Below are 26,357 nucleotides of genomic sequence, written 5' to 3' on the forward strand. Positions count from 1 at the left end.
CGGACCGCGCCCGCGCCGTCCCGGCCCCCGAGGGGTACTAGGACGTCCGAGCTTCCTCTCATACGACGGCCCCACGTCCGATTATCGCTCGGAGTGGGGCCGGGGTAGAGATGCGTGCGTTGCGTTCGCGCGGCCCAGGTCGATGGTCGCACCCAGCCGCGCGTCGGCACAGGCTGGGGTCAGCCGGATACTCGCGCGGCCAGCGCGTCGCCGATCTCGTCGGTGGTGCGCGGCGTGTCGCCGGTGCGCTCCGCGAGGTCCTGCGCGACGGCGGTCTCGATACGGGCGGCCTCGGCCTCGTATCCCAGGTGCGTCAGGAGCAGGGCCACCGAGAGCACGGTCGCGGTCGGGTCGGCCTTGCCGGTGCCCGCGATGTCCGGCGCGGAGCCGTGGACCGGCTCGAACATCGACGGGAAGGTGCCGGAGGGGTTGATGTTGCCGCTCGCGGCGAGCCCGATGCCACCGGTGACGGCGGCGGCCAGGTCCGTGAGGATGTCACCGAAGAGGTTGTCGGTGACGATGACGTCGAACCGCTCGGGCTGGGTGACGAAGAAGATCGTCGCGGCGTCGACATGCAGATAGTCGGTGGTGACCTCGGGGTACTCCGCGCCGACCGTGTCGAAGATGTTCTTCCACAGGTGGCCCGCGTGCACCAGGACGTTGTTCTTGTGCACGAGGGTGAGCTTCTTGCGCGGCCGGGCGGCGGCCCGGGCGTACGCGTCGCGCACCACGCGCTCGACGCCGTACGCGGTGTTCACGCTGACCTCGGTGGCCACCTCGGCCGGGGTGCCGGTGCGCAGCGAGCCGCCGTTGCCCGTATAGGGGCCCTCGGTGCCCTCGCGGACGACGACGAAGTCGATGTCGGGGCGGCCGGCCAGCGGGGTGGCGGTGTTCGGGAACAGCTTCGACGGACGCAGATTGACGTAGTGGTCGAAGGCGAAGCGCAGCTTGAGCAGCAGCCCGCGCTCCAGCACGCCCGAGGGCACGGACGGGTCGCCGATGGCGCCGAGCAGGATCGCGTCGTGGTTCTTCAGCGACTCCAGCTCCGCGTCCGGCAGGGTCTCGCCGGTCGCGTGCCAGCGCCGGGCGCCGAGGTCGTACTCCTGGGTCTCCAGCTTCACGTCCTGCGGAAGGACGGCGCCAAGGACCTTGAGGCCCTGGGCCACGACTTCCTGGCCGATACCGTCACCGGGGATCACTGCGAGGCGAATGCTGCGAGACATACCGGGACCCTACCCCTCGTCCCACTGAATGACATTGGCCGTCCGGCATGTGGACAGATCCTCATCCGGATGGCTCACGTTCACCCGCAGTACCGCGTGACGTCGCCTTCCGGGGGCAGATTCCGGCACATGGCTGACTTCTCCCGGGGCGCGCCCCGCACCTCCTCCGATGTCCCACGGGTCGGCATTCCCGAGCGCCTGGCGCGCCGGATGACGATGGCCGAGCAGCACGAGTATCTGCGGGCCAGGCTCTCCCGGCGCGGGGTGCTGCGCGGCGGTGTCGCGGGGGCGGGGACGGTGGCGGGGGCGGGGCTGCTCACCGGTTCGGCGGGCGCGGTGGAGACGGCTCCATCGAGTGCGCGGCCGACGCCGGCGCCGGTCACCCGCCCGGCCTCGCGGAAGGTGGACGGCGCGCTGGTCGCGCCCTTCGGCCGCCATCTCGCCTTCGGCTCCGACCCCAGGACCCAGATGCGGATCTCCTGGCAGGTCCCCTTCGCCGTGAAGGCGCCGTATGTACGGATCGGCCTCGGGCCCGGGGAGCTGAGCCGGAAGATCGAGGCCGAGGTCCGCCATCTGCACACGCCCGCGCTCAGCGACAAGCTCCCGGCCGTCGACCAGTACTACCTCCACGCCGCGCTCGATGGCCTGCGCCCCGGCGTCACCTATTACTACGGCGTCGGCCACGACGGTTTCGACCCCGCCGACCCGCGCCGCTTCTCCGCCCTGGGGACGTTCCGCACGGCGCCCGAAGCGGCCGAGTCCTTCGTCTTCACCGCCTTCGGCGACCAGGGCGTCAGCTATGACGCGCTCGCCAACGACCAGCTGCTGCTCGGCCAGAACCCCGCCTTCCATCTGCACGCCGGGGACCTGTGCTACGCGGACACCACCGGCCACGGCCAGAAGACGGACGTCTTCGACGCCCGGGTGTGGGACTCCTTCCTCGCCCAGACCTCCTCGGTCGCGGCGAGCGTGCCGTGGATGGTGACCACCGGCAACCACGACATGGAGGCCTGGTACTCCCCCGACGGCTACGGCGGCCAGCTGGCCCGCTGGTCCCTGCCCGACAACGGCCCCGATCCGCGCAAGGCGCCCGGTGTCTACTCCTTCACCTACGCCAATGTGGGGATCGTCGCGCTGGACGCCAACGACGTCAGCTACGAGATCACCGCCAACACCGGATACACCGGCGGGCAGCAGACGCGCTGGCTGGACCGGCGGCTCGCGCAGCTGCGCGGCCAGACCGGCATCGACTTCGTCGTGGTCTTCTTCCACCACTGCGCCTTCTCGACCACCAGCGCCCACGCCTCGGACGGCGGGGTGCGCGACGCCTGGGTGCCGCTGTTCGAGAAGCACCAGGTGGACCTGGTCATCAACGGCCACAACCACGTCTACGAGCGCACCGACGCCATCCGGGGCGGCCGGGCCGCCAAGCCGGTCCCGATCGGCGGCAGCGCCGACGCGGTGCGCGACGGCATCGTCTACGCGACGGCCGGCGGAGCCGGGGCGCGGCTGTACGAGTTCCCGGTGCCCGACAGCTACGAGGGCCATGTGAAGGACCTCGACGAGGTGAAGACCTACCACTGGGCGAAGGACGGGGCGAAGAACAAGGACACGGTGGAGTGGTCGCGGGTGCGCTACACCGGCTTCTCGTTCCTCGCGGTGGAGGTGCGGCCGGGCCCGAGCCCCAGGCTGAAGGTCACGACGCTGGCCGAATCGGGCGAGCGCGTGGACCACTTCGAGGTGGTGCGCACGCCCGGGAGGTGACCGGCACCCGGAGGTGACCGGCGCCGGGAGGTGACCGGCGCCCTCCTCGCTCGCGTCAGTGGCCGGTGGCCCCGCCGTTGTCGCGGCGGTCGAGGGCGCGCTGCAGCGCGGCGGCGGCGTTCTTGCGGTCGGTGTTGTCGGTCTTGCGGCGGGTCCTGCGGACAGTCGTCTCAGCCATGATCGCGTCTCCCTGTAGTCCCGAGAGGTGCTGCGGAAGATGCCGGAGGGGCGGGGGCCTTGAGTGCGGCAGGGGTCACCTGCGCATGCGCACCGGCCGCGGCCGCCATCGCTCGATCGAGCGAGACGTTCGGCTTCCACAAAAATAAGGCCTCGAAGGCTGACTGTCCGCACAATTAGTCGGACGTCCTACTATCTGAGACGCAGAAACGCGTATGGGCTGGTCGAGGCCAACCCCCGTTCGGCCTCGACCAACCAGTACGCGCGCCGTTCAGAAGGTGCTTACTCGTTGGTTAGCTTCGTAAACTGCCGTGAATAACAGCTACTTGGCTGTCAGACGCTAGCACCGCCGCGCCTCCGCCGTCCACGATTTTTCGGCTTGTCGCACCCGCCCCGCGCACGACGACGGCCGCCGCCCGCGCACAGGCGCGGGCGGCGGCCGTCGGGGGTCGGGCCCAGGGCTCAGCGGGAGCCCGGCAGGGCGGCTCAGCCCATATGCGGGTAGCGGTAGTCGGTCGGCGGGACCAGGGTCTCCTTGATGGAGCGGGTGGAGGTCCAGCGCATCAGGTTCTGCTTGGCGCCCGCCTTGTCGTTGGTGCCGGAGGCCCGCCCGCCGCCGAAGGGCTGCTGGCCGACGACGGCCCCGGTCGGCTTGTCGTTGATGTAGAAGTTGCCGGCCGCGAAGCGCAGCGCCTCGCAGGTGGCGGCGGCCGCGGCGCGGTCCTGGGCGATGACGCAGCCGGTGAGCCCGTACGGCGACGCCGACTCCATCTGCTCCAGCATCGCGTCGTACTCGGCGTCCTCGTAGACGAACACCCCGAGGATCGGGCCGAAGTACTCGTCCCTGAAGATCTCGTTGTCGGCGTCGGTGGAGACGAGGACCGTCGGGCGGACGAACCAGCCCTCGCTGTCGTCATAGGTGCCGCCGGCCACGATCTCGATGGTCGGGTCGGACTTCGCCCGGTCGATGGCCGCCTTGGACTTGGCGAAGGCGCGCTCGTCGATGACGGCGCCGAGGAAGTGGGACAGGTCGGTCACATCGCCCATCGCCAGGCCGTCCACCTCGGCGGCGAGCTCCTCCTTGAACCCGCTCTCCCACAGCGAGCGCGGCACGTAGGCGCGCGAGGCGGCGGAGCACTTCTGGCCCTGGTACTCGAAGGCGCCGCGGGTCATCGCCGTCTTCAGCACCTTGGGGTCGGCCGACGGGTGGGCGACGATGAAGTCCTTGCCGCCCGTCTCACCGACCAGGCGCGGGTAGGTCTTGTACGTCTCGATGTTGGCGCCGACCGTCTTCCACAAGTACTGGAAGGTGCGGGTCGAGCCGGTGAAGTGGATGCCGGCGAGGTCCGGATGGGCCAGGGCCACCTCGGAGACGTCCTTGCCGTCGCCCGTGACCAGGTTGATCACGCCCTTGGGCAGCCCCGCCTCCTCCAGCAGCTCCATCAGCAGCACGGCGGCGTGGGTCTGCGTCGGGGACGGCTTCCACACGACCACGTTGCCCATCAGGGCGGGGGCGGTCGGGAGGTTGCCCGCGATGGCGGTGAAGTTGAAGGGCGTGATCGCGTAGACGAAGCCCTCCAGCGGCCGGTGGTCGGTGCGGTTCCAGACCCCCGGGGAGTGGGTCACCGGCTGCTCGGCCAGGATCTGGCGGGCGAAGTGGACGTTGAAGCGCCAGAAGTCGACCAGCTCGCAGGGGGTGTCGATCTCGGCCTGCTGCGCGGTCTTGGACTGGCCGAGCATGGTCGAGGCGGCCAGCGTCTCCCGCCAGGGGCCGGACAGCAGCTCGGCGGCCCTGAGGATGATCGCGGCCCGGTCGTCGAAGCTGAGCGCGCGCCACGCCGGGGCGGCGGCCAGGGCGGCGTCGATCGCGTCCCGGGCGTCGTCCTGGGTGGCGTTGGCGTAGGTGCCCAGGCGCGCCGCGTGGTTGTGCGGCTGTACGACGTCGAAACGCGTCCCTCCTCCCATCCTCTTCTCGCCGCCGATGGTCATCGGCAGATCGACGGGGTTCTGGGCGAGCTCCTTGAGCTTGGTCTCGAGGCGGGCGCGCTCGGGGGTGCCGGGGGCGTAGGTGTGCACCGGCTCGTTCACCGGCACGGGGACCTGGGTCACGGCGTCCATGGTGGCGTTGTCTCCTTCGAGCGTCGGGGTCGATCGTCGTGTCCGCGAGGGGGGCGGGGGAGCGTTCTGGCTGGTCAGCCGCGGCCGGCCAGCGAGCGCAGGAAGAACGCCAGGTTCGCTGGGCGCTCCGCGAGGCGCCGCATGAAGTACCCATACCAGTCTGTTCCATACGGGACATAAACCCGCATACGGTGTCCCTCGGCGGCCAGCCGCTCCTGCTCGACCGGACGGATCCCGTACAGCATCTGGAACTCGTACTCGTCGAGCTTGCGGCCGAAGCGGCGCGCCAGCTCCTGGGCGATGGCGACCATCCGGGGGTCATGGGAGCCGATCATCGGGTAGCCCTCGCCCGCCATGAGGATCTTCAGGCAGCGCACATAGGCCAGGTCGACCTCGCGCTTGTCCTGGTGGGCGACGCTCGCCGGCTCCTTGTACGCGCCCTTCACCAGCCGTACCCGCGAGCCTTCCCCGGCCAGCGCCCGGCAGTCGTCCTCGCTGCGGAAGAGATACGACTGGAGGACCGCGCCGGTCTTCGGGAACCGCCGGCGCAGCTCGGCGAGGATCGCCAGGGTGGAGTCCACGGTGGTGTGGTCCTCCATGTCCAGGGTGACGGTGGTGCCCGCCGCGTCCGCCGCCTCCACCACCGGGGTCACATGGGCCAGGGCCAGGTCGTGGCCGCCGGTCAGCGCCTGCCCGAAGGCGGACAGCTTCACCGACATCTCCGCGCGCCCGGCCAGGCCCTCGGCGGCCAGCGCCTCGGTCAGCGCGAGATAGGCGTCCCGGTTGCGCAGCGCCTCCGCCGGATCGGTGATGTCCTCGCCGAGGTGGTCGAGCGTCACCGACAGGCCGCGCTCCGCCAGGGCGCGGACGACCGGGACGGCCTCCGCCAGGCGCTCACCCGCGACGAACCGGTCCACCGTCGGGCGGGTCACCGGGGCGGCCGAGACGATACGGCGGATGGCGGCACTGCGGGAAGCGGCGAGCAGCACGGGACCCAGCACGGGGCACCTCCACGATGACGGCCGTCGGACGGCTTTGTTGACTCACCGTGAAACTTAAGGATCGCTCGCATCCACGGCCATCGACAGCTGTCACGCATCCGTGTCCGGGATCTCAGACATTTGTATGAGAATGGGAGCTGTGGAAGGGAGGCGGGCCCGTGCTCGACGACTATCAGCAGCTCGTGGACGAGATCTCGGCGGCGCTCGGCGCGCCCGCGACGCTCGAGAACCGGGACTTCGGGCTGATCGCCTTCGGCGCCCATGACACCGGAGGGGATCTCGACGGGGCCGACGAGCCGGCGCTCGACCCGGTGCGCACCCGCTCCATCCTGCGGCGCCGGTCCACGGCGGCGGTGCGCGCCTGGTTCGAGGGGTTCGGCATCGCCCGGGCCCAGGCCCCGCTGCGGATCCCGCCGGACCCGGGGGCGGGGGTCTTCATGGGCCGGATCTGTCTGCCGGTGCGCCACCGGGGGGTGGTGCACGGCTATGTGTGGCTGCTCGACGACGGCCATCTGTCCGATCTGGAGCTCGGCGGACCGTCCGGCCCGCCGGACCCCCGGCTCGCCCGCGCGATGGAGACGGCGGCCCGGATCGGGGCGCTGCTGGCGGCGGAGGCCCGAGCCGACGAGGAGCTGGGCGGGCACCTGCGCGATCTGCTGACCGGGCCGCCTGGTAGCCGCGACACCGCGCGCACGGCCCTGCGCGCCGCGCTGCGCGGGGCGGCCGACGGGCCGCTGGCGCTCGTCGCGGTGACCCCGTGGGCCCCGGAGGGCGCCGCGACCGCCGACGACGCCGGGGACTACCCCTCCGCCAGGCTGCCCAGCCCACCCGGCGTGGCCGCCGTCTGCGTCCTTCCCGCGCCCCCCGGGCCGGCCCCCGCGGCGGGCCCGGAGGCAGAGCGCTCCCCGGCGGTGTGCCTGGCCGCCCTGGTCCGGCTGCGTGCCCAGGTCGCCCTGGACCCGGCCCGTACCGCGGCCGAGCACCTGCTGCGCTCGGCTGGCGCGGCCGCGCAGGTCGCCGTCTCCGGTGCGGCAAGCACGGCCCGGGGCGCTGTGCGGACCGGCCCGAGGAGCCGCGCGGCGACGGAGGAGCGGACGGCGACGGGGGAAGCCCGCACATCGGAGCGCCCCGAGACGGAGCGGGAAGGCTGGTTCGCGGGTGTCAGCGCGCCGCGCCGTGGCCTGGACGACCTGCCCGCCGCCTGGGCCGAGGCGCTGGCCGCCGCGCGCGCCGCGCGGGCGGACGTGCGGCTGGGCCCGGTCGCGGAGTGGTCGGCCATCGGCCCGTACCGGCTGCTGGCCGCGCTGCCCGCCGGGACCGGCCCCGACCCTCTCGTCCAGGCCCTGCTGGAGCCCTCGCACGCCGAACTCGCCCGCACCGCTGAGGCGTATCTGGACTGCGCGGGGCAGGCGAGCCGCACCGCCCAGGCGCTCGGCATCCACCGGCAAACGCTCTACTACCGGCTCTCCCGCGTCGAGCAGCTCACGGGGCTGGACCTCGACGCGGGCGAGGACCGGCTGCTGCTGCACATGGCGCTGAAGTCCGCGCGGCTGTGAGCGGCGCCCGTGCCCCGGGCGTCGGGGCCCGCTGTCGGTGGTGGGTGGCACAGTGGGCACCGTCGGCCGGGAAGACGGTCGGCGACGCCCGAGGACGATGAGTGAAGGCGACGGGGGCCGGCCGTGGGTGACTACTTCCAGCGGATCGTGGACGTGGAGGCGGACGAGGGGGAGGCCGGGCCGCTGGCCGAGCGGATGGTCGACTGGCTGGTCTCAGAGGGCGTGATCTCGCGCGAGACGTCCGGCGAAGGGGTGTACAGCCAGACCGCGGACGAGGGATATGTGCCCGGGCCCCACTGGGACCGGGCCGTGGCGGGTTCGGCGGAGACGACGTGGCAGCCCGGCCCGGTGGCGGTCATGGTCGGGCGGGACTACTACGTCGGGGGCCAGGGCCAGGACGAGGCCGACTCCGCGACCTGCCCGCGCTGCGGCGCCACGACCGTGGTCATCGACTATCCGAAGGAGTTCGAGGCCGACGAGGAGGTCTGGCGGCCGTACCGGGAGGCCATCGCCGCCTGGACGGAGACGGGCGAGGGAAGCGTGTCCTGTTCCGCGTGCGGTGCGGCCGTTCCGGTCAGCGAGTGGCGGTTCGGCTCCGAGTTCGGCCTCGGGGCGCTCGCATTCGACTTCTGGGGGTGGCCGCCGCTCGCCGCCGCCTTCCTCGCCGAGTTCTCCGGGCGGCTGGGGCACCGCACCGAGGAGCAGTCGGGCAAGTTCTGAATGGCCGCCCGCCGGGCCGGCCGGCCCGGCGGGCACCTGTTGCTGTTGCAATGGCGCTCAAACCGTGCATCTTCGACGAAAACAAATCCACCCCTATGGCGCAGCCGGATGAATTCCGACCAAATGCTGATCATTTGAGGGGTCGACACCGGAAAACAACCTCTGGCATACTCTCGAGACATAGGGTCTGCTATTGCAGAATCGGGGGCACTATATGACCGCACCGACGCACAGCAGCAAAGATTTACAAAAGAATTCGTCAATTCCTGGCCTCACTCTGAGGGAAAACTTATCCGGAATCCTCGCGGCCCGCCGCGACCAGTTGAGTTTTGTTCAGCATGCCGCCACCCGCGGGGACATCGTCCGCCTGCGCCTGGGTGGCCTTCCGATGGTTCTCATCAACCACCCCGACCACTTCCAGCATGTGCTGGTCGACGCCCACGCCAACTACGACAAGGACAACTTCCTCTACCGCGCGGTCCAGACCGTCTTCCGGGGCGGACTGGTGTCCAATCCGGGCGGGGAGCGCTGGCGCGCGCGGCGAAGGATGATGCAGCCCTCCTTCAACCGGGGCAGCATCGTCGATCTGACGCCCGGTATGACCGAGCTGACCGGCGACCTGCTGGGCCGGTGGGCGGGCCGGGACGACCCCGACGCGGTGGTCGACGTCTCCGCGGACATCCGCGACCTGGCCCTGAAGATCGCCCTCCGCTCCCTGTTCGGCGTGGAGGCGAGTACCGAGGTCGCCGCGTTCGAGCGGAAGTTCCTCGAGCTCAACACCATCATCGGCAACTTCTTCCGCTTCCCCTTCCCGCCGCTGGGCCGGCGTCCCCGGCTGCGGGCGCTCATCGGCGACATGGACGACTTCGTCGACCGGCTCGTGGCGGACCGGGAGGCGGACCCGGCCGAGCGGCGCGACCTCTTCGCCGCGCTGCTGACCATGACCCACCCCACCGGCGGGGTGAACCTCACCCGGCAGGAACTGCTCGGCGAAATCCTTTCCACCATCGTCTCCGGATACGAGACGTCCAGTAATTCGATGGCCTGGGTCTTCTATCGGCTGGCCCGGCACCCGGAAATCCAGCGCCGTGTGCAAGAGGAAGTCGACCGGGTCCTCGAAGGGCGGGTGCCGACCCTTGCGGACCTGTCCGAACTGACCTACACCCGCATGGTCATCGATGAGACCCTGCGGTTGCACACCCCTGCCTGGCAGACCATGCGCCGGGCCATTCACGAGGACCGGATCGGCGGCTACCGCATCCCCCAGGGGTGCAGCGTCTATCTCAACTTCATCACCTATCACCGGCACCCGGAATTCTGGCCCGACCCGGATCGCTTCGACCCCGAGCGCTTCACACCTGAGAACACGGCGAAGCGTCCGCGCAATGTCTACCAGCCGTTCGGCAGCGGGCCCCGATACTGCATCGGCAAATACTTTGCCCTCACCGAAATGCAGATCGTCATCGCGATGCTCGCGCAGAACTTCACCGTGACGGTGCCCCCGGGGCAGCCGCCGGTCGGGTTCGCGCCGCTGGTCACCCTGCACCCCAAGGGCGGCATCCGGCTGCGCCTGGCGCGTCGCTGACCGAGCGCGCCCCGCGAGCGGACCCCCTTCTTCACGGAAGCCCGGCGGGCACCTCCCAGCGCCGGCTGGGGAGTGTGCGCCGTCCTGGGCTGTCACCGCATCGATGAACGGACAACCGATGTCTTCAGCACCGACCGTGCCCGACTCGGGCCGACGGCCAGCCGCCAGAGAGATACCGACGATCCGCCGCAAGGACGGCATCGGCGGGGCGCTGGCCTTTCGAAACGACCAACTGAGCTTCCTCGGAGCCGGCCTCGCCCGGTACGGCGACATCTTCCGCTTCCGGCCGTTGGGCATCCCCATCGTGCTGGTCAACCACCCGGACTACATCCGGCACATCCTGGTCGAGAAGGGCGAGAGCTACGACAAGGACGCGATGCTCTTCCGCGTGGTCCGGCCGGTGCTGCGCAAGGGCCTGATCGCCAACGCCGACATGGAACTGTGGCGCCGGCAACGGCGGATGATGGCGCCGCACTTCACCCCGCGCACCGTCAGCCACTTCGCCCGCAACATGACCGACGAGACCGTCCAGATGCTCCAGCGCTGGGAGCCGCGTACCCATGAGGTGCTGGACGTCACCGACGAGATCGGCCAGCTCGCGCTGCGCATCGTCAACCGGTCGCTGTTCAGCGCCGACGTCGGCCGGACGGCCCAGGCGTTCGAGCGGGCCTTCCAGACGGCCAACGCGATCCTCGGCGACTTCTTCCGCTTCCCCTTCCCACCGCTGAACGTCCCGACGCCGCGCAACCGGAGGCTGCACCGGGCGATCGGCGACATGGACACCTTCGTCTCCGACTTCATCAAGGAGAAGCTGCGGGCGGACGTCCCCGTCGGCGACGAGGCGGACCTCCTCACCCTGCTGCTCCACTCCGTGGACGAGGAGGACGGCAAGGGCATGGACCTGGAGCAGCTGCACCACGAGGTGCTGAACATCTGCATCGGGGCCTACGAGACCACCACCAACACCCTCTCCTGGGCCTTCTATCTGCTCGCCCGGCACCCCGAGGTGGAGGAGAGGCTGCACGCCGAGGTGGACGCCGTGCTCGGCGAGCGGTCCGTGCCGTCCTTCGAGGACCTTCCCCGGCTGACGTACACCCGGATGGTGGTCGACGAGACCCTGCGGATCTACTCGCCCGCCTACCAGTTCATGCGCCGGGCGCGCGAGGAGGACGTCATCGACGGGTACCGGGTCCCGGCGAACACCAACGTCCTGATCAACAGCTACTTCCTGCACCGGCACCCGGACTTCTGGGAGGACCCGGAGAGCTTCGTCCCCGAGCGGTTCACGCCCGAGGCGATCGCCGCCCGGCCCAAGCACGTCTACACGCCCTTCGGCGCCGGGCACCGGATCTGCATCGGCAAGCACTTCGCCCTCACCGAGCTCGTCCTGGTCCTGGCGACGGTGGCCCGCCGATACCGGCTGGCGCTGCCCGAGGCGACGACCGAGGTCCACCCCGAGGCCATGATCACCCTGCATCCCGGGGGCGGTATCCACCTGCGGCTGGAGGGGCGCCGATGACCACAGGAACGACAGGAACGGCAGGACCGACGGAAACAGCACCGGCCGCCCGGATACCGGAGCTCTACTGCCCCTTCCCGCACCGGGTGAACCAGCACGCCGAGCAGGCTCGCCGACAGCTGAGCGACTGGGTGCGGACGGTGGGCCTCATCCAGCGGGAATCGGCCAGGCGGCGCTTCGAGCACGCCGACTTCGGCTGGTTCGCCTCGGTGGTCTACCCGACGGCCGATGAGGAACAGATCGCCCTGATGGCGGACTGGTTCGCCTGGCTCTTCCTCGTCGACGACCAGCTGGACGACGGTGACTTCGGCCGCGATCCGCACCACGCCGGACAGGTGGTCGCGGGGATGCGCGCGGTCCTGGAGAGCGAGGACCACGGTGCGGCCGCGGCCCGCCGCACCGATCTGCCGACCGCGGTCTCCTCCCTCGCCGACCTGTGGCAGCGCACCGCGACCGGGATGACCGAGGCCTGGCGGCGCCGCTTCGTAGGGCATCTGGAGGACTGTCTGACGGCGGCGGCGGTCTGGGAGGCGGGCAACCGGGTGCGCGGCATCGTCCCCGAGGAGGACGACTACATCGAGAACCGGCGCCACACCGGGGCGATCTACGTGTGCATGGACCTCATCGACGTGGTGGAGCGCCTCGATGTACCGGTGGATCTCTACCGGAGCGAGGAGTTCCAGGAGGCGCTGGACGCCGCCTGCAACGTCGTCTGCTGGACCAACGACATCTACTCGCTGGAGAAGGAGCGGTCCCTGGGAGAGGTCCACAACCTGGTGTACGTCGTGCAGCACCACCGGGAGCTGGACCAGGAGCGGGCCATGGCCCACGTCTGCGCGGCCACCTCGGAGGAGACCCGGCGCTATCTGGCCCTCGAGAAGCGGCTGCTGAGCCGGTACGCGGACCACTCACCCCTGCTCACCTCCTGTCTCGCCGGGATGCGCACCTGGATCCGCGGCAACCTGGACTGGTCCAGCCGCACCAAGCGGTACCAGTCGCGGACCGGCGGCCCGGCGCCCCAGCCCGCGCTGTACCTGGAGCCCGATCTGGTGGTGGCCGACCGATGACGACCACCCTGACTCCGGACACCTCGGAATCCTGGCAGGTGCTGCGCCGGGCCGGGCAGCTGACCGGCCCCCGGATCCGCCAGGCCCTCGACCGGCTGGGCGAGCCGGTCCGTACGGTCGCCCGGTACCACTTCGGGTGGTGCGACGCGGACGGGCGGCACACCGACGCCGGGTGGGGCAAGGGGCTGCGGGGCGCGCTGGTGCTCGGCGGCGCCCAGGCCCTGGGCGCGACGGCCGGGCGGGCGCTCGGCGCCGCCGCGGCGGTGGAGCTGGTGCACAACTTCTCGGTGCTCCACGACGACGTCATGGACCAGGACGCCACCCGCCGGGGGCGGCCCACGGCCTGGACCGTCTTCGGATCCGCCCAGGCGCTGCTGGCCGGTGACGCGCTGCTGGTCCTGGCCATGGAGGAGCTGGCCTCCTCTTCCTCCCCCGTACGGCACGCCACCGGCACCCACGAGCTCTGCCGGGCGCTGCTGGAGCTGGTCGCCGGCCAGAGCGCGGACCTCGCCTTCGAGGGGCGCGCCGACGTGGGTCTCGAGGAGTGCCTGGCCATGGCCGCCGGCAAGACGGCGGCGCTGTTCGCCGGGGCCTGCGGGCTGGGCGCGCTCGCCGCCGACGGCGGCCCCGCCCAGGTGGAGGCGCTCCGCGGCTTCGGACACCACCTGGGCCTGGCCTTCCAGCTGGTGGACGACCTGCTGGGCATCTGGGGGGACACCCGGGCGACCGGGAAGCCGGTCGGGGCCGATCTGCACCGCCGCAAGAAGTCCCTGCCGGTCGTCGCGGCCTTGCGCAGCGATACGCCCGCCGGGCGCCGGCTGGCCGAGCTGTACCACGACGAGCGTCCCATGAAGCCCACCGGAGTCGCCCGCGCGACCACGCTGGTCGAGCAGGCCGGCGGGCGCGACTGGGCCCTGGCGGAGGCGGCCCGGCAGCGGTCCCTGGCGCTGGACCGGCTGGCCGAGGTCACGCTCGATCCGCAGGCCGCTCACGGTCTGCGGTCGCTGGTGGACCTGGCCACGCACCGCAGCAGCTGACCGGTCGGGCGCCGGCCGGACCGCCGGCCGGCGCCCGCCCCCACGGCGCCGGCGCACGGATCGCACTCACGAGAGAAGGAACCCCACCGATGCGCGTGCTGTTCGCGACGGTTTCCGAGAAGTCCCATCTGTACACCATGGTTCCGCTGGCCTGGGCCCTGACCACGGCGGGGCACGAGGTGCGCGTCGCCGCCAATCCGGCGCTCACCGACACCATCACCGGTGCCGGTCTCACCGCGACGCCGGTGGGCACCGACCATCGGATGCGCGAGGCCTTCGCCCCGTACCAGGATCTGACCGCGCGGATCATCGACGCCCGCAAGCGGGGCGACCGCGCCGGAGCCCGCGATCTGTACCGCAGCCTGCACGCGCTGCTGGAGAACGAGGCGACGGACTGGAACGAGCCCAGCGCGGAGCGGGAGACCTGGGCGAGCGTGCTGAAGAAGTACCAGGTCAACGTCGAGGGCATGTACCGCGTGTACAACGACGGCATGGTCGACGACCTGGTGGAGCTGGCCCGCGCCTGGCGGCCCGACCTGGTGATCTGGTCGCCGCTCAGCTATGCGGCGCCGGTGGCGGCCCGGGTGGTGGGCGCCGCCCACGCCCGGCTGCTGTGGAACGTGGACATCTACCCGGCGATGCGCGGGGTGTTCCTCGAACTGGCGGGGCAGCGGCCCGCGGCGGAGCGCGAGGACCCGCTCGCCGAGTGGCTGGACGGCCACCTCCGGCGCCACGGCAGCGACTTCGCCGAGGAGGTCACGACCGGTCAGTGGACGATCGACCAGGGGCCCGCGAGCCTCCAGCTCCCCCTGGGCCTGAGGCGCGTGGCCGTGCGCTACGCGCCCTACAACGGCCCGTCGGTGGAGCCCGACTGGGTGCGGCGCGCCCCCGACCGGCCCCGGGTGTGCTTCACCCCGGGGTCCTCCTCGGCCTCGGTCATCGGCGCCTCGCACCTGCCCCTGCACGAGATCGTGGACGCCGTGGACGGCCTGGACATCGAGTTCGTCGCCTCGATCCCCGCCCAGGAGGCCGCCACCCTGCGGCGGGTGCCGGACAACACCCGGATCGTGGACTTCGTGCCCCTGCACACGATCGTGCCGAGCTGTTCCGCGGTCATCCACCACGGCGGCTTCGGCGGCTGGTCGGCGGCGCTGCTGCACGGTGTGCCGCAGTTCCTGCTCCCGATCCGGTTCTCGGACTGGTGGGCCAAGGCCACCTTGCTCGACGCCCAGGGCGGCGGCGCGTATCTGCACGCCTCCGAGGTGACGGCCGAAACGCTGCGCGCGGGGCTCGTCCGGCTGCTGGAGGAGCCGTCCTACCGGGCCTCGGCCGCGCGGCTGCGGCAGGAGATGCTCGCGGCGCCGACGCCCAACGACCTGGTTCCCGCGCTGGAGAGGCTGACCGAGATGTCACGCGGCTCGGCCCCGGCCCGCGGGTGACGCCGGGTCAGTCGGCCGGGCCGAGGAGCGGCCCGGCCAGGATGCGGCGCATCGCCTCCGTCAGGTCCCGGGCGTCGGGGGTGAGGCCGGGGTCGACGACCATCTGGGAAGCCATCCCCGCCACCAGGGTCATATAGAACGAGCCCATGACCCGCGCGGTCTCCTCGTCGACCTCCTCCTCGGGGATCCCGTGGAAGAGCGCCACCAGCCCGCTCCGCCCCTGCGGCTGCGCCCGCGCGAAGGCCTCACGCAACGCGGGGTCCCCTTCGATCTGCAGGATCGCCTCGAACTGCGCCCGCCACAGCGCCTGGTGCTTGCCGAACAGTTCGAGCAGCCGGGTCCACCCCGCCTCGAACTCCGCCGTCGAGCCGGAGGCGTCCGGGGCCCGGGCGCCCGCACCTTCCTCCTTCAGGGACCGCTCGATGTCATCGGCCCAGTCGCCCATGGCCGCGAACAGGGCCTCCCTCATCAAGGCGTCCTTGGAGCCGTAGTGGTAGCCGATGGACGCCAGATTGGCGCCCGAGGCGGCCACGATGTCCCGCGCGGTGGTGCGCGACCAGCCCTTTTCCAGCAGGCAGCGCTTGGCGCCCGCCAGCAGATCCTCTCGATGTCCCATGGCGTCAGCCTATCCCGACACCCATACAACCGTCCCAGACAGACGTCTTACACAACCGTACTAGACAAGCGTTTAAGACGTTCGTATAGTCCTCGGCATGACTTCGACTCCCGCCAATTCGCGTGCCGGCCGCCGGGAATGGACCGCCTTCGCGGTCCTGATGCTTCCGCTGCTCCTGGTGTCCATGGACGTGTCGGTGCTGTACTTCGCGCTCCCGGAGATCAGCGCACAGCTGCACCCCAGCTCCACCCAGCAGCTGTGGATCTTCGACATCTACGGCTTCGCCCTCGCCGGGCTGCTCATCACGATGGGGTCGCTCGGCGACCGGATCGGGCGCCGGAAGCTGCTGATGCTGGGCGCCACGGCCTTCGGTGCCGCCTCGGTGGCGGCCGCGTACGCGAACAGCGCGGAGATGCTGATCGCGGCCCGCGCGCTGCTCGGCGTCGGAGGGGCGACCCTGATGCCCTCGACCATGGCACTCAGCCGCAATCTGTTCCAGGACGCGAAGCAGCGCGCCACCGCGATCGGCATCTGGTCCGGCGCCATGGCCGGCGGGGTGGCGCTCGGCTCGGTGCTGAGCGGGGTCATGCTGGCCCACTTCTGGTGGGGCTCGGTCTTCCTCATCAACACCCCGGTGATGGTGCTGCTGCTGATCCTCGCCCCGCTCCTGGTGCCGGAGTTCAAGGACCCGGCCCCGGGGAAGTTCGACCTGCTGGGCGTTCCGCTGTCCATGGGCGCGGTGCTGCCGGTGATCTACGGCCTGAAGGAGACCGCGGCCCACGGGTTCAGCGGGCCGCGCGCGCTGTGGATCGCGGCCGGGCTGCTGATCGGCCTCGTCTTCGTCCACCGCCAGCGCACCCACGCACACCCGATGATCAGCCCTGAGCTCTTCCGCCGCCGCGGCTTCGGTTCCTCGATCGGGCTCAACCTCATGGCCTCGTTCGCCATGATGGGCTCCTCCCTCTTCACCACCCAGTACCTGCAGTCGGTGCTCGGCAAGGGCCCGCTGGAGGCCGCGCTGTGGAGCCTGCTCCCCTCGGTCATGGTGGGCGCCGCCGGCCCCGCGTCGGCCGTGATCGCGCAGAAGGTGAACCGGGCGTACGTCATCGGCGGCGGATTCCTCCTCGCGGCCGCCGGCTTCGGGCTGCTGGCCCTCGCCGGCACCGACTCGCTGTGGCTCGTGCTGATCGCGGCGGGCGTCCTCGCCTCCGGCATCGTCACCGTGATGTCGCTGATCACCGACATGGCGATGGGCACCGCCCCGGCGGAGAAGGCCGGTTCCGCCTCCTCCCTGCTGGAGACCGGCCAGGAGTTCGGCGGGGCGCTCGGGATGGCGCTGCTCGGCGTGGTCGGCAACGCGGTCTACCGCCACGACATGACCGGCGAGCTGCCCGCCGGCCTGCCGGCCGATGCGCTGGACGCGGCGCGCGAGACGCTGGGCGGCGCGGCGGCGGTGGCGGACCGGCTGGGCGGACGGGCCGGGGACGAGGTGCTGGGCGCGGCGCGCGAGGCGTTCACCCACGGGATGCAGGTGGCCGCGGTGGCCGGGGCGCTGGTCCTGGTCGCGGCCGCGGCCGTGGCGTCCGTCGCCCTGCGCCACGTACGGGTCGAGGCCCCGGCGGCGGAAGGGGAGCCGGGCGCGGACGGGGAGCCGGGCGCGGAGCCGACCGCCGGGCCGCAGGGGATCGGTGCCGAGCCGGGGACGGCACCGGGTGAACGCCGGCCGGAGCCGGTGGCGAGCCGCTGACGGCCCCCGCGCCCCTCACCGACGCGACCCCGCCCGGGACACGGGCGGGGTCGCGTCATGCCGGGAGCCGTCAACCTCCGCGAGATCCCTGGAATGTGACTCGATTTCTCGCCCGTCCGACAGCAACCCTCTGCCCGCTCGGCGGCAACCAGATGCAACAGAGCGCTACCCGTTTCGCACTGTCACCTGACGCACCAGAAGTCCCCAAAGTCCCCTGAATCCCCCCCCGAGAGGACTGATGCACCGTGCGCCTCCTCCGAGCGTTCGTGACCGCCGCGCTCGCCACCGCGTTCCTGGTGGGGGCGGGCCATGCGCCCCAAGCCGTCGCGGGTGAACTGCCCACCGGCACCACGTTCTTCACCGACCCCGACTCCCAGGTCAACAAGTGGGTCGCGGCCAACTCCCATGACTCGCGCCAACCGCGCATAGCCTCGCGCATAGGCAGCCAGCCGCAGGCCGTCTGGTTCGCCCGCTACTCCCCCTCCACCGTCACCGCGGACGTGCGCAAGGTGACCTCCGCGGCCGCCGCCAAGAACCAGGTCCCCGTCCTCGTCGCGTACATGATCCCCAACCGCGACTGCGGCGGCGCCTCCGCGGGTGGCGCCCCGGACCTCGCCGCCTACGACGCCTGGGCGCGCAACTTCGCCGCCGGGCTGGGCAGCGGGTCCTCGATCGTCATCCTCGAACCGGACTCGATCGCGCTGATCAGCTGCCTGTCCGCCAGCGAGCTGAGCGGCCGCTACGCCTCGCTCGCCCGGGCCGCGAACGCCATCCACGCGGCGAACCCGAAGGCTCGGGTCTACTTCGACGCCGGGCACTCCGCGTGGAACAGCGCCTCCGTACAGGCCTCCCGGCTGCGTTCGGCGGGCGTGCTGACCAGCGGCGACGGCATCTACAGCAATGTCTCCAACTACCAGCGCACCGCCAATGAGGTCGCCTTCGCCAAGAGCGTGCTCAGCCAGCTCGGCGGCTCGGGCCTGACCGCCGTCATCGACACCAGCCGCAACGGCAACGGCCCCGCCCCCGACAACGCCTGGTGCGATCCGCACGGCCGCAAGCTGGGCGAGAACCCGACCGCGAACACCGGGGACCCGGCCATCGACGCCTATCTGTGGATCAAGCTCCCGGGCGAGCTGGACGGCTGCGCGGGCGCCGCGGGCAGCTTCTCCCCCGACTACGCCTACGAGCTGGCGGGTTAGGCAGTGCGCGAACGCACCTCGTACGCCGCGGCGGCGGCACTACTGTGCGGGCTCCTGGCCGCACCCGGCGGGGCCGCCGCCGCGACAGGGCCCGCGTCATCCCAGGTCCGGCCCACCAGCTCGGCCACCGGCTGGGCCACGGCGGGCGCGGGCACGACGGGCGGCGCGGGCGCCGCGCCGGACAGCGTCCATGTCGTACGGAACCGGGCCGAGCTCGAGGCCGCCCTGGCCAACCACGGCGACCCCACCGCACCCAAGGTCATCACCGTCCGCGGGGCCATCCAGGGCAACCAGACCGACGACGGCCGCCTCCTCGACGCCCAGGACTACGCCCCCGGCTGGGACCTGGCCCGCTCCATGGACTGTTTCGGCCCCGACGGCACGGCCTGGAGCGATGACCGCCACGAGTGGTGCAAGCGCATGCGTACGCTGCGGATCACCGGCTCGAACGCCCAGAAGCAGCAGATCCAGCTGACCGTCCCCAGCAACACCACGCTCCTCGGCGCCGGTGACGACCCGGCGCTCCTCGGCGTCGACCTCACCGTCAACACCGGCCAGAACATCATCGTCCGCAACCTCCGCTTCGAGGCGCCCGTCGACCACTTCCCCAGCTGGGACCCGGGCGACGGCGATCAGGGCGCCTGGAACGCGCGCTTCGACGCGATGTCCGTGGTCACCGGCCGCAACCTGTGGATCGACCACACCGGCCCCGGCGCCTCCCCGGACATCGTGCTGGCCAACTTCCACGGCCACCAGTTCGCGGATACGGGCTCCTGGTACCGGGGCCGCCCCTTCGCCATGGACGCCCTCGCCCGGCGGAAGTTCGAGATGGCCGCGGCCAAGAAGTCCTCTTCCGGATAATCCACCACGGATCGAATTGTTACCCTGGCACCCATGACAGCCTTGGCACCCTCGCGCACCGAACCGGACCTGTCGTTCCTCCTGGACCGCACCAGCCATGTCCTGCGCACCCAGATGGCGGCGGCGCTCGGCGAGATCGGGCTGACGGCACGGATGCACTGCGTACTCGTCCACGCCCTGGAGGAGGAGCGCACCCAGGCCCAGCTCGCCGAGCTCGGCGACATGGACAAGACCACGATGGTGGTGACCGTGGACGCCCTGGAGACGGCCGGCCTCGCCGAGCGCCGCCCCTCCAGCACGGACCGGCGGGCCCGGATCATCGCGGTCACCGAGAAGGGCGCGCAGGTCGCCGAGCAGAGCCAGCAGATCGTCGACCGGGTGCACCGGGAGGCACTGGCCTCACTGCCCAAGTCCGGCCGGGACACCCTGCTGAGCGCCCTGAACCAGCTGGTCGAAGGGCATCTGGCCACACCGGCGGAGAGCCCCCGGCCGGCCCGGAGGGCGCGCCAGTAGAGCAAGCGGAAACACAAGTAGAACCGAAATAGATCGTCTGCAACGGAACTATCTGCTACGGTCTCTCCTGTCGTCATCACTTGAGGCCCCCGACAGGAGAGCCCACATGTCCGTCATATCCAGTTCCGAACCCGCCCTTTCACGCTCACGCGGGCTCGCCCTGGGCGTCATCGCCACGGGGATGCTGATGGTCGTCCTGGACGGCTCCATCGTGACCGTGGCCATGCCGGCCATCCAGGACGACCTGGGCTTCTCCCCCGCCGGACTGAGCTGGGTCGTCAACGCCTACCTCATCGCGTTCGGCAGCCTGCTCCTCCTCGCGGGACGGCTCGGCGATCTGATCGGCCGCAAGCGCATGTTCCTGGCCGGCGTCGCGACCTTCACCGCGGCCTCGCTGCTGGCGGCCGCCGCCACCTCCCCCGGGGTGCTGATCGCCGCCCGGTTCCTGCAGGGGATCGGCAGCGCCATGGCCTCCGCGGTCAGTCTGGGCATTTTGGTGACGCTGTTCACCGAACCCGGGGAGCGCGCCAAGGCGATTGCCGTGTTCAGCTTCACCGGCGCGGCCGGCGCGTCGATCGGCCAGGTGCTCGGCGGGGTCCTCACCGACGCGCTCAACTGGCACTGGATCTTCTTCATCAACCTGCCGATCGGGCTCGCGGCCCTCGCGGTCGCCGTGCCCGTCCTGCCCGCCGACCGAGGGCTCGGCCTGGCCGGCGGAGCCGACGTCATCGGCGCTCTCCTCGTCACGGCGGGGCTGATGCTGGGGATCTACACCGTGGTCAAGGTCGAGGAACACGGCTGGACCGGGGCGCCCACCCTCGGCTTCGGCGCCCTCTCGCTCCTCCTGCTCGCCGCGTTCGTCGCCCGCCAGGCCACGGCCCGTACCCCGCTGATGCCGCTGCGGATCTTCCGGTCGCGCAGCGTCGTGGGGGCCAACCTCATCCAGGTCCTGATGGTGGCGGCCCTGTTCTCCTTCCAGATCCTCGTCGCCCTCTATCTGCAGAAGGTGCTGGGGTACGGCGCCGCCAAGACCGGCCTGGCCATGCTCCCGGCCGCCGCCGTCATCGGCGCGGTCTCCCTCGGTGTCTCCGCCCGGCTCAACGCACGCTTCGGCGAGCGCAAGGTGCTGCTGACCGGAATCCTGCTCCTGATCGGCACCCTCGGGCTGCTCATCCGCGTGCCGGTGCACGCGAACTACCTCACCGACCTCCTTCCCGTGATGCTGCTCGCCGGCGGTTTCGGCCTCGCGCTCCCCGCGCTGACCACCCTCGGGATGTCCGGTGCGAAGGAGGACGACGCCGGGCTCGCCTCCGGACTGTTCAACACCACCCAGCAGATCGGCATGTCCCTGGGCGTCGCGGTGCTGTCCACCCTGGCGGCCTCCCGCAGCGACGGCCTGCTCGCGCAGGGCAAGAGCCGGGCCGAGGCGCTGACCGGCGGCTACCACCTGGCCTTCACCGTCGGCACGGGGCTTCTCGTCGCCGCCTTCGCGGTCGCCTTCACGGTGCTCGGCCGGACGGGGGCGAAGCCCACCGCGCCGGCCGAGGACGCCGCCCCGGCCGCCTCGCACGTCACCGCCGCCTGACCCCCTGACCTCCTCCCCCGCCACCAGCGAAAGGCCCGATCCCCATGAACACGAACGTGGCGAACGAAGAAGAGCAGAAGCCGGGCGCCGGACCCGCGCCCCGGGCGCTCACGGACGAGGAACTGTCCCGGCTGCTGCGGGAGCAGCAGTTCGGGGTGCTCGCCACGGTCAGGCGCAGCGGCCACCCGCACCTGTCGACCGTGCTCCACCGCTGGAGCCCCGAGGAGCGCGTGGTGCGGATCTCCACCACGGCCGACCGCCTCAAGGTGCGTCAGCTGCGCCGCGATCCGCACGCCGCCCTGCACGTGAACGGCCCGAACGTCTGGTCGTTCGCGGTCGCCGAGGGCGAAGCGGAGATCTCCGAGGTGACGACCGTGCCCGGTGACGCGGTCGGGCGGGAACTGCTCTCCCTGACGCCCGGCTTCGACGATCCGCGGGACGAGGCGGCGTTCCTGGAGCAGATGGTGGCGGACCGGCGCGTGGTGATCAGGATCCGGGTGTCCCGGCTGTACGGCACCGCCCTCGACATCCCCGCCTCCGACTGATCACACGACCGACAGCCGCCGCAGCGCCGGACCGATGTCCGGCGCTGCGATCGCTCCGTAGCCGAAGACGAGGCCCGGGCGTACGGAAGGGCTCATGGCGACCTCCGCCAGGGTGTAGAGCGCCACCCCCGAGGCGCGGGCCCTCGTGGCCAGCTCCGCCGGGTCATCGGTGGCATAGGCGGTCACATGCAGACCCGCCGAGGACGGGATGACCTCGAGCCGGTCCGCGAACCCCTGCGCGAGCGTGGTCGTGATCAGCTGGTGCCGGGCCGCGTACTCCTGGCGCATCCGGCGGATGTGGCGGGCGAGCAGACCGTCGTCGATGAACCTGGCCAGCGCCGCCTGGGTGGGGAACGACGTGCTCCAGTCGGTCACGTACTTGGCCGCCCGCAGCGCCTCCCGCAGCGGGGCGGGCGCGACGAGGAAGCCGAGCCTCAGCGAGGGCAGCATGACCTTGGAGAAGGAGCCGACGTAGATCACATGACCGGACCGGTCGACGCTCTGCAGGGGGTCGATCGCCCGTCCGCCGTAGCGGAACTCGCTGTCGTAGTCGTCCTCGATCACGACGGCACCGTGACGTTCGGCCCATTCGACGAGGGCCATCCGGCGCCGCAGCGACATCGGCATGCCCAGCGGGAACTGGTGAGAGGGCGTCACATAGACGACGCGGACATGGTCCGGGAGGGCGTTTACGCACAGGCCCTCGGCGTCCACCGGGACGTCCACGACCGTGGCGCCCAGTGAGCGGAAGAGCATCCGGGCCGGCGGATAGCCGGGGTCCTCGACCGCGACGCCGTCGCCCGGCTCGATCATCACCCGGCAGATCAGGTCGAGGGCCTGCTGGATTCCGTTGGTCACGACCACGTCGTCGGCACAGGCCCGCACCGCCCGGGACAGTCCGATGTGTCGCGCGATCGCCGCGCGCAGTCCGCCGTGGCCGGCCGGGTGGCCGGAGCCCCGCGCCATCCCGGCCGAAGGGCGCAGCTCGCGCGCGACCAGCCGCCGCCACGTCTGGTACGGGAACAGCCGGGCGTCCGGCAGGCCCACCCGCAGGTCGTACGCGACGGAGGTCAGCTCGGCGTCGGCGGGGCCGAGCCACGGGGCGACCACCCCGTCCCAGACGGGGCGCGGCGCGAGGGCGGAACCGGTGGTGGTGGCGGCGCCCGGCGTCCGGCCGACGGCTCTCACGAAGGTGCCCGCGCCGACCCGGCCCTCCAGATAGCCCTCACTCGCCAGACGGTCGTAGGCGACACCGACCGTGTTGCGGGCCACCGCGAGCCGACGGGCCATCTCCCGGGTCGGCGGCAGCGGATCGTCCGGGCGCAGCCGCCCGTCGAGGATGGCGGCGCGGATCTGTCGGTAGATCTGGCCGGACAGATCGCGATGGCCGTCGAGGCTGACGTGGACCTCCATATTGGCTCAATCATATGTGGGGTTATTGGCCCTGGTGTTGGTCCATTGCCCGTTCCTAGGCTCTGGATCATGGATCTTCGAGAGCTGGACATCCAAGAGCTCGACCGCCGGGCCCTGGCGTTGCTGGGCGGGGTCGTCGCCCAATTGAAGGACGATCAGCTGCGTCTCCCGACGCCGTGCCCGGACTGGACGCTGCACGGCCTGCTCCGCCATCTCGTCAGCCAGAACGAGGGGTTCGCCGCGTCGGCGCGCGGCGCGGGCGGGGCGCTCTCCGCCTGGCGCGGCGGCGACCTCGGCGACGACGCGCGCGCCGCGTTCGAGGCGTCTGCGGCGCTGGTCGATGCGGCGTTCGCGGAGGACGGTGTCCTCACGCGGCCGTTCGTCCTGCCGGAGGTGCGGGACGGCGGCGCCTTCCCCGGGCGCGTCGCGATCAGCTTCCACTTCGTCGACTGCGTCGTCCACGCCTGGGACGTCGCGGCGACGATCGGCGTCCCCTGGGAGCCGGACGAAGAGCTGACCGCCGCCGCGCTGCGGGTCGCCGAGCAGGTCCCGGACGAGGGCCGCGGCCCCGGCGCCGCCTTCGAGGGCCGCGTCCCGCCCCTGGACGACGCGCCACCGCACCACCGGCTGCTCGGCCTGCTCGGCCGCGTCCCGTCCTGGGCGGGTGGACCGTGCTGAGATCGAGCTGGCGCCCGGGGCCGGCGGCGGGCATGGACGGCCCGGTGCTCGTCAGCGTCACCGACTTCACCTTCGCCAAACGGATGGACCTGCCCGGCATCGCCCGCGCGGCCGTGCGGCTGCGGCGCGCCTGGCCCGCGCTCGACGGCGCGGTCGGCCTGTGGCTGTGGACCGCGCCGCGGGCCCGGCGCTGCGGCGCGGTGTCGGTGTGGACGGGTGAGGAGGCCCTGCACGGCTTCGTGGGCCGCCCGGACCATGTCGCGATCATGCGCAAGTACCGGGCCCGCGGCGTGGCCAGGGCGACGACCTGGGTCTCTCCCGAGTTCGACGAGACCGGCATCTGGCGGGACGCCTATCGCATGCTCACGGGATCGGGCACCGGCCCGGCGGGCCGGAACGCCGGAGCTGCCCCTCATCCGGGTGAGGGGCAGCTCGGGCGTTGACGAGTGGGCCTACCCCAGGTGGACCGGAAGCGGCGCCGCCTGGTCCCCGCCGGGCCGGCGGCTCGGGCGCGGCGTGTTCATCAGCAGGCCCACGATGACCGCCGCCGCCGCGAGGATCACCGAGGACCAGACGAACGCCTCGGAGAACCCCTCGACCAGCCCCTCCTTGGCCAGCTGCGGGGTCACCTCATGGGCGCGGACCGCGGGGGCCAGGTAGTCCTCGGTGGCGCTGGTGGCGATCGTGTTGAGCATCGCCGTGCCGACCGAGCCGCCGATCTGCTGGGCGGTGTTGACCGTGGCGGAGGCGATGCCCGCGTCCTGGGGCTGGACTCCGTGGGTGGAGTAGTTCATCGCCGGGGCCATCACCAGGCCCATGCCGAAGCCGACGAGGAGTTCGGCGGGCAGGACGCCCGCCGCGTACGAGCTGCCGGGCTCCAGGGGGATCAGCAGCGCGACACCGGCGGCCGCGGTGAGCATGCCCGGGGTAATGAGGGCGCGGGGCGGCAGCTTGGGGAGCAGACGGGAGCCGATGCCGGCGGCCGCGGCCAGCACGGCTGCGGTCATCGGCAGGAAGGCCACGCCGCTGACCAGCGCCGAGTAGCCCTTGACGCGCTGCATGTAGTACGTGAGGAAGAGGAACATCGCGAACATGCCGACCACCGAGAGGCTGACCGCGAGATAGGCGCCGCCGCGCGTGCGGTCCATGATCACCCGCAGGGGCAGCAGGGGGTGTGCGACGCTGCGCTCGGTCAGCACGAAGGCCGTCAGCAGGACCACGCCCAGGGTCAGCAGGCCGGTCACGGTCAGCGAGTCCCAGCCCTTGGACTCCGCCTCGCTGCACCCGTACACCACCGCGACAAGACCGGACACGGCCAGCAGCGCGCCGGGCAGGTCGAAGCGGGTGCGGCCGCCCTCGGCGCGCTCGTCGGCGGGCAGGACGTACCAGCTGAAGACGGCGACGGCGGCGATGGGGACGTTCACGTACAGGCACCAGCGCCAGTTCAGATACTCGGTCAGCAGCCCTCCGACGACCAGCCCGATCGCGCCGCCGCCCGCCGCGATGGCGCCGAAGGCACCGAAGGCCTTGGCGCGCTCGCGCGGCTCGGTGAAGCTCACCGCGAGCAGGGACAGCGCCGCGGGGGCGAGCAGGGCGGCGAACATGCCCTGCAGCGCGCGGGCCGCGAGGAGCATGCCGAATCCGGAGGCCGCGCCGCCGAAGGCGGAGGACGCGGCGAAGCCGATCAGGCCGATGAGGAAGGAGCGCCGGCGGCCGGTGTAGTCGGCGATCCGGCCGCCGAGGAGCAGCAGACTGCCGAACGCCAGGGTGTAGGCGGTGATGACCCACTGCCGGTCGCCGTCGGAGATCCCGAGGTCCTGCTGGGCCGAGGGCAGGGCGATGTTCACGACGGTGATATCGAGGACGATCATCAGCTGGGCCAGGCCGATGAAGACCAGGGCCAGCCAGCGCCGGGGGTTCACTGCGGGCTGCGTGTCGAGGGGCTGGGCCATGAGCGTGCCTTTCTGGGGCTTATCTGGAGATTTCGGGCTTTG

23 protein-coding genes are annotated in these 26,357 nt (G+C 71.6%); 16 read left to right on the forward strand and 7 right to left on the reverse strand.

The features are described 5' to 3' along the window. Positions 1 to 179: 179 nt before the first annotated feature. Positions 180 to 1,223: a 3-isopropylmalate dehydrogenase gene (locus tag ACFZDL_RS15785; RefSeq protein ID WP_353595581.1), complete on the reverse strand. Its 1,044-nt coding sequence runs from the start codon at positions 1,221 to 1,223 to the stop codon at positions 180 to 182. A gap of 129 nt (positions 1,224 to 1,352) precedes the next feature. On the opposite strand from ACFZDL_RS15785, the gene ACFZDL_RS15790 reads away from it, so the two are divergent. Then, positions 1,353 to 2,987: a metallophosphoesterase family protein gene (locus tag ACFZDL_RS15790; RefSeq protein WP_353595582.1), complete on the forward strand. Its 1,635-nt coding sequence runs from the start codon at positions 1,353 to 1,355 to the stop codon at positions 2,985 to 2,987. A gap of 55 nt (positions 2,988 to 3,042) precedes the next feature. On the opposite strand, the gene ACFZDL_RS15795 is transcribed toward ACFZDL_RS15790, so the two are convergent. The 3 genes from ACFZDL_RS15795 to ACFZDL_RS15805 all read right to left on the reverse strand — a co-directional run bounded on the left by ACFZDL_RS15795 (position 3,043) and on the right by ACFZDL_RS15805 (position 6,283). Continuing rightward, positions 3,043 to 3,165 (reverse strand): hypothetical protein, encoded by a 123-nt coding sequence (locus tag ACFZDL_RS15795; protein ID WP_014176128.1) that lies wholly within the window; start codon positions 3,163 to 3,165, stop codon positions 3,043 to 3,045. Between the two features lie 485 nt (positions 3,166 to 3,650). Beyond that, positions 3,651 to 5,282 (reverse strand): L-glutamate gamma-semialdehyde dehydrogenase, encoded by a 1,632-nt coding sequence (gene pruA, locus ACFZDL_RS15800; protein ID WP_353595583.1) that lies wholly within the window; start codon positions 5,280 to 5,282, stop codon positions 3,651 to 3,653. Positions 5,283 to 5,356: 74 nt separating this feature from the next. Continuing rightward, a complete protein-coding gene (locus ACFZDL_RS15805) occupies positions 5,357 to 6,283 on the reverse strand; it encodes a proline dehydrogenase family protein (protein ID WP_353595584.1) in 927 nt (308 codons plus the stop codon). A 158-nt stretch (positions 6,284 to 6,441) separates the two neighbouring features. Between ACFZDL_RS15805 and ACFZDL_RS15810 the strand changes: the two genes are divergently transcribed. The 7 genes from ACFZDL_RS15810 (at position 6,442) to ACFZDL_RS15840 (ending at position 15,206) form a co-directional block, all read left to right on the forward strand. Then, positions 6,442 to 7,839, forward strand: a complete 1,398-nt coding sequence (locus ACFZDL_RS15810) for a helix-turn-helix domain-containing protein (RefSeq protein WP_353595585.1) — start codon at positions 6,442 to 6,444, stop codon at positions 7,837 to 7,839. A gap of 123 nt (positions 7,840 to 7,962) precedes the next feature. Continuing rightward, positions 7,963 to 8,559: a hypothetical protein gene (locus tag ACFZDL_RS15815; RefSeq protein WP_353595586.1), complete on the forward strand. Its 597-nt coding sequence runs from the start codon at positions 7,963 to 7,965 to the stop codon at positions 8,557 to 8,559. A gap of 214 nt (positions 8,560 to 8,773) precedes the next feature. Next, positions 8,774 to 10,144, forward strand: coding sequence for a cytochrome P450 (locus ACFZDL_RS15820; protein WP_353595587.1), 1,371 nt, complete (start codon positions 8,774 to 8,776; stop codon positions 10,142 to 10,144). Between the two features lie 118 nt (positions 10,145 to 10,262). Beyond that, on the forward strand, positions 10,263 to 11,663 hold the full coding sequence (locus ACFZDL_RS15825) for a cytochrome P450 (protein WP_353595588.1): 1,401 nt from the start codon (positions 10,263 to 10,265) through the stop codon (positions 11,661 to 11,663). Beyond that, positions 11,660 to 12,730, forward strand: a complete 1,071-nt coding sequence (locus ACFZDL_RS15830; RefSeq protein WP_353595589.1) for a terpene cyclase — start codon at positions 11,660 to 11,662, stop codon at positions 12,728 to 12,730. The genes ACFZDL_RS15825 and ACFZDL_RS15830 overlap by 4 nt, the downstream gene beginning before the upstream one ends. Continuing rightward, a complete protein-coding gene (locus ACFZDL_RS15835) occupies positions 12,727 to 13,767 on the forward strand; it encodes a polyprenyl synthetase family protein (RefSeq protein WP_353595590.1) in 1,041 nt (346 codons plus the stop codon). Before ACFZDL_RS15830 ends, ACFZDL_RS15835 begins: the two co-directional genes overlap by 4 nt. Before the next feature lie 89 nt (positions 13,768 to 13,856). After that, positions 13,857 to 15,206 (forward strand): activator-dependent family glycosyltransferase, encoded by a 1,350-nt coding sequence (locus ACFZDL_RS15840; protein ID WP_353595591.1) that lies wholly within the window; start codon positions 13,857 to 13,859, stop codon positions 15,204 to 15,206. Positions 15,207 to 15,213: 7 nt separating this feature from the next. On the opposite strand, the gene ACFZDL_RS15845 is transcribed toward ACFZDL_RS15840, so the two are convergent. Beyond that, complete coding sequence (locus ACFZDL_RS15845) at positions 15,214 to 15,822, reverse strand: helix-turn-helix domain-containing protein (RefSeq protein ID WP_353595592.1); 609 nt, start codon at positions 15,820 to 15,822, stop codon at positions 15,214 to 15,216. Positions 15,823 to 15,919: 97 nt separating this feature from the next. Between ACFZDL_RS15845 and ACFZDL_RS15850 the strand changes: the two genes are divergently transcribed. From ACFZDL_RS15850 to ACFZDL_RS15875, 6 genes are all read left to right on the forward strand, one after another. Further along, entirely contained in the window at positions 15,920 to 17,569 is a 1,650-nt protein-coding gene (locus tag ACFZDL_RS15850; protein ID WP_353595593.1) for an MFS transporter, read from the forward strand. 245 nt (positions 17,570 to 17,814) lie between these two features. Beyond that, the gene (locus ACFZDL_RS15855; protein WP_353595594.1) at positions 17,815 to 18,768 is read left to right on the forward strand and encodes a glycoside hydrolase family 6 protein; all 954 of its coding nucleotides are present in this window, start codon (positions 17,815 to 17,817) and stop codon (positions 18,766 to 18,768) included. A gap of 3 nt (positions 18,769 to 18,771) precedes the next feature. Next, a complete protein-coding gene (locus ACFZDL_RS15860; RefSeq protein ID WP_353595595.1) occupies positions 18,772 to 19,629 on the forward strand; it encodes a hypothetical protein in 858 nt (285 codons plus the stop codon). Between the two features lie 33 nt (positions 19,630 to 19,662). Beyond that, complete coding sequence (locus ACFZDL_RS15865; RefSeq protein WP_353595596.1) at positions 19,663 to 20,142, forward strand: MarR family transcriptional regulator; 480 nt, start codon at positions 19,663 to 19,665, stop codon at positions 20,140 to 20,142. 106 nt (positions 20,143 to 20,248) lie between these two features. Then, complete coding sequence (locus tag ACFZDL_RS15870) at positions 20,249 to 21,727, forward strand: MFS transporter (RefSeq protein WP_353595597.1); 1,479 nt, start codon at positions 20,249 to 20,251, stop codon at positions 21,725 to 21,727. Between the two features lie 44 nt (positions 21,728 to 21,771). Next, positions 21,772 to 22,272, forward strand: coding sequence for a PPOX class F420-dependent oxidoreductase (locus ACFZDL_RS15875; protein WP_353595598.1), 501 nt, complete (start codon positions 21,772 to 21,774; stop codon positions 22,270 to 22,272). On the opposite strand, the gene ACFZDL_RS15880 is transcribed toward ACFZDL_RS15875, so the two are convergent. Next, the gene (locus ACFZDL_RS15880; protein WP_353595599.1) at positions 22,273 to 23,685 is read right to left on the reverse strand and encodes a PLP-dependent aminotransferase family protein; all 1,413 of its coding nucleotides are present in this window, start codon (positions 23,683 to 23,685) and stop codon (positions 22,273 to 22,275) included. 69 nt (positions 23,686 to 23,754) lie between these two features. Here ACFZDL_RS15880 and ACFZDL_RS15885 point away from each other — a divergent pair, with 69 nt between their 5' ends. Further along, positions 23,755 to 24,363 carry a TIGR03086 family metal-binding protein gene (locus tag ACFZDL_RS15885; protein WP_353595600.1) on the forward strand — a complete coding sequence of 203 codons (609 nt, stop codon included), beginning with the start codon at positions 23,755 to 23,757 and terminating at the stop codon, positions 24,361 to 24,363. Beyond that, positions 24,357 to 24,806, forward strand: coding sequence for a hypothetical protein (locus tag ACFZDL_RS15890; protein WP_353595601.1), 450 nt, complete (start codon positions 24,357 to 24,359; stop codon positions 24,804 to 24,806). The genes ACFZDL_RS15885 and ACFZDL_RS15890 overlap by 7 nt, the downstream gene beginning before the upstream one ends. Before the next feature lie 9 nt (positions 24,807 to 24,815). Here ACFZDL_RS15890 and ACFZDL_RS15895 read toward each other — a convergent pair whose 3' ends face one another. Continuing rightward, positions 24,816 to 26,315, reverse strand: coding sequence for an MFS transporter (locus tag ACFZDL_RS15895; protein ID WP_353595602.1), 1,500 nt, complete (start codon positions 26,313 to 26,315; stop codon positions 24,816 to 24,818). Between the last annotated feature and the right edge of the window lie 42 nt (positions 26,316 to 26,357).

Origin of the sequence: Streptomyces sp. NPDC007917, from assembly GCF_042959105.1 — a bacterium.
In the GTDB taxonomy this organism is placed as follows: Bacteria; Actinomycetota; Actinomycetes; order Streptomycetales; family Streptomycetaceae; genus Streptomyces.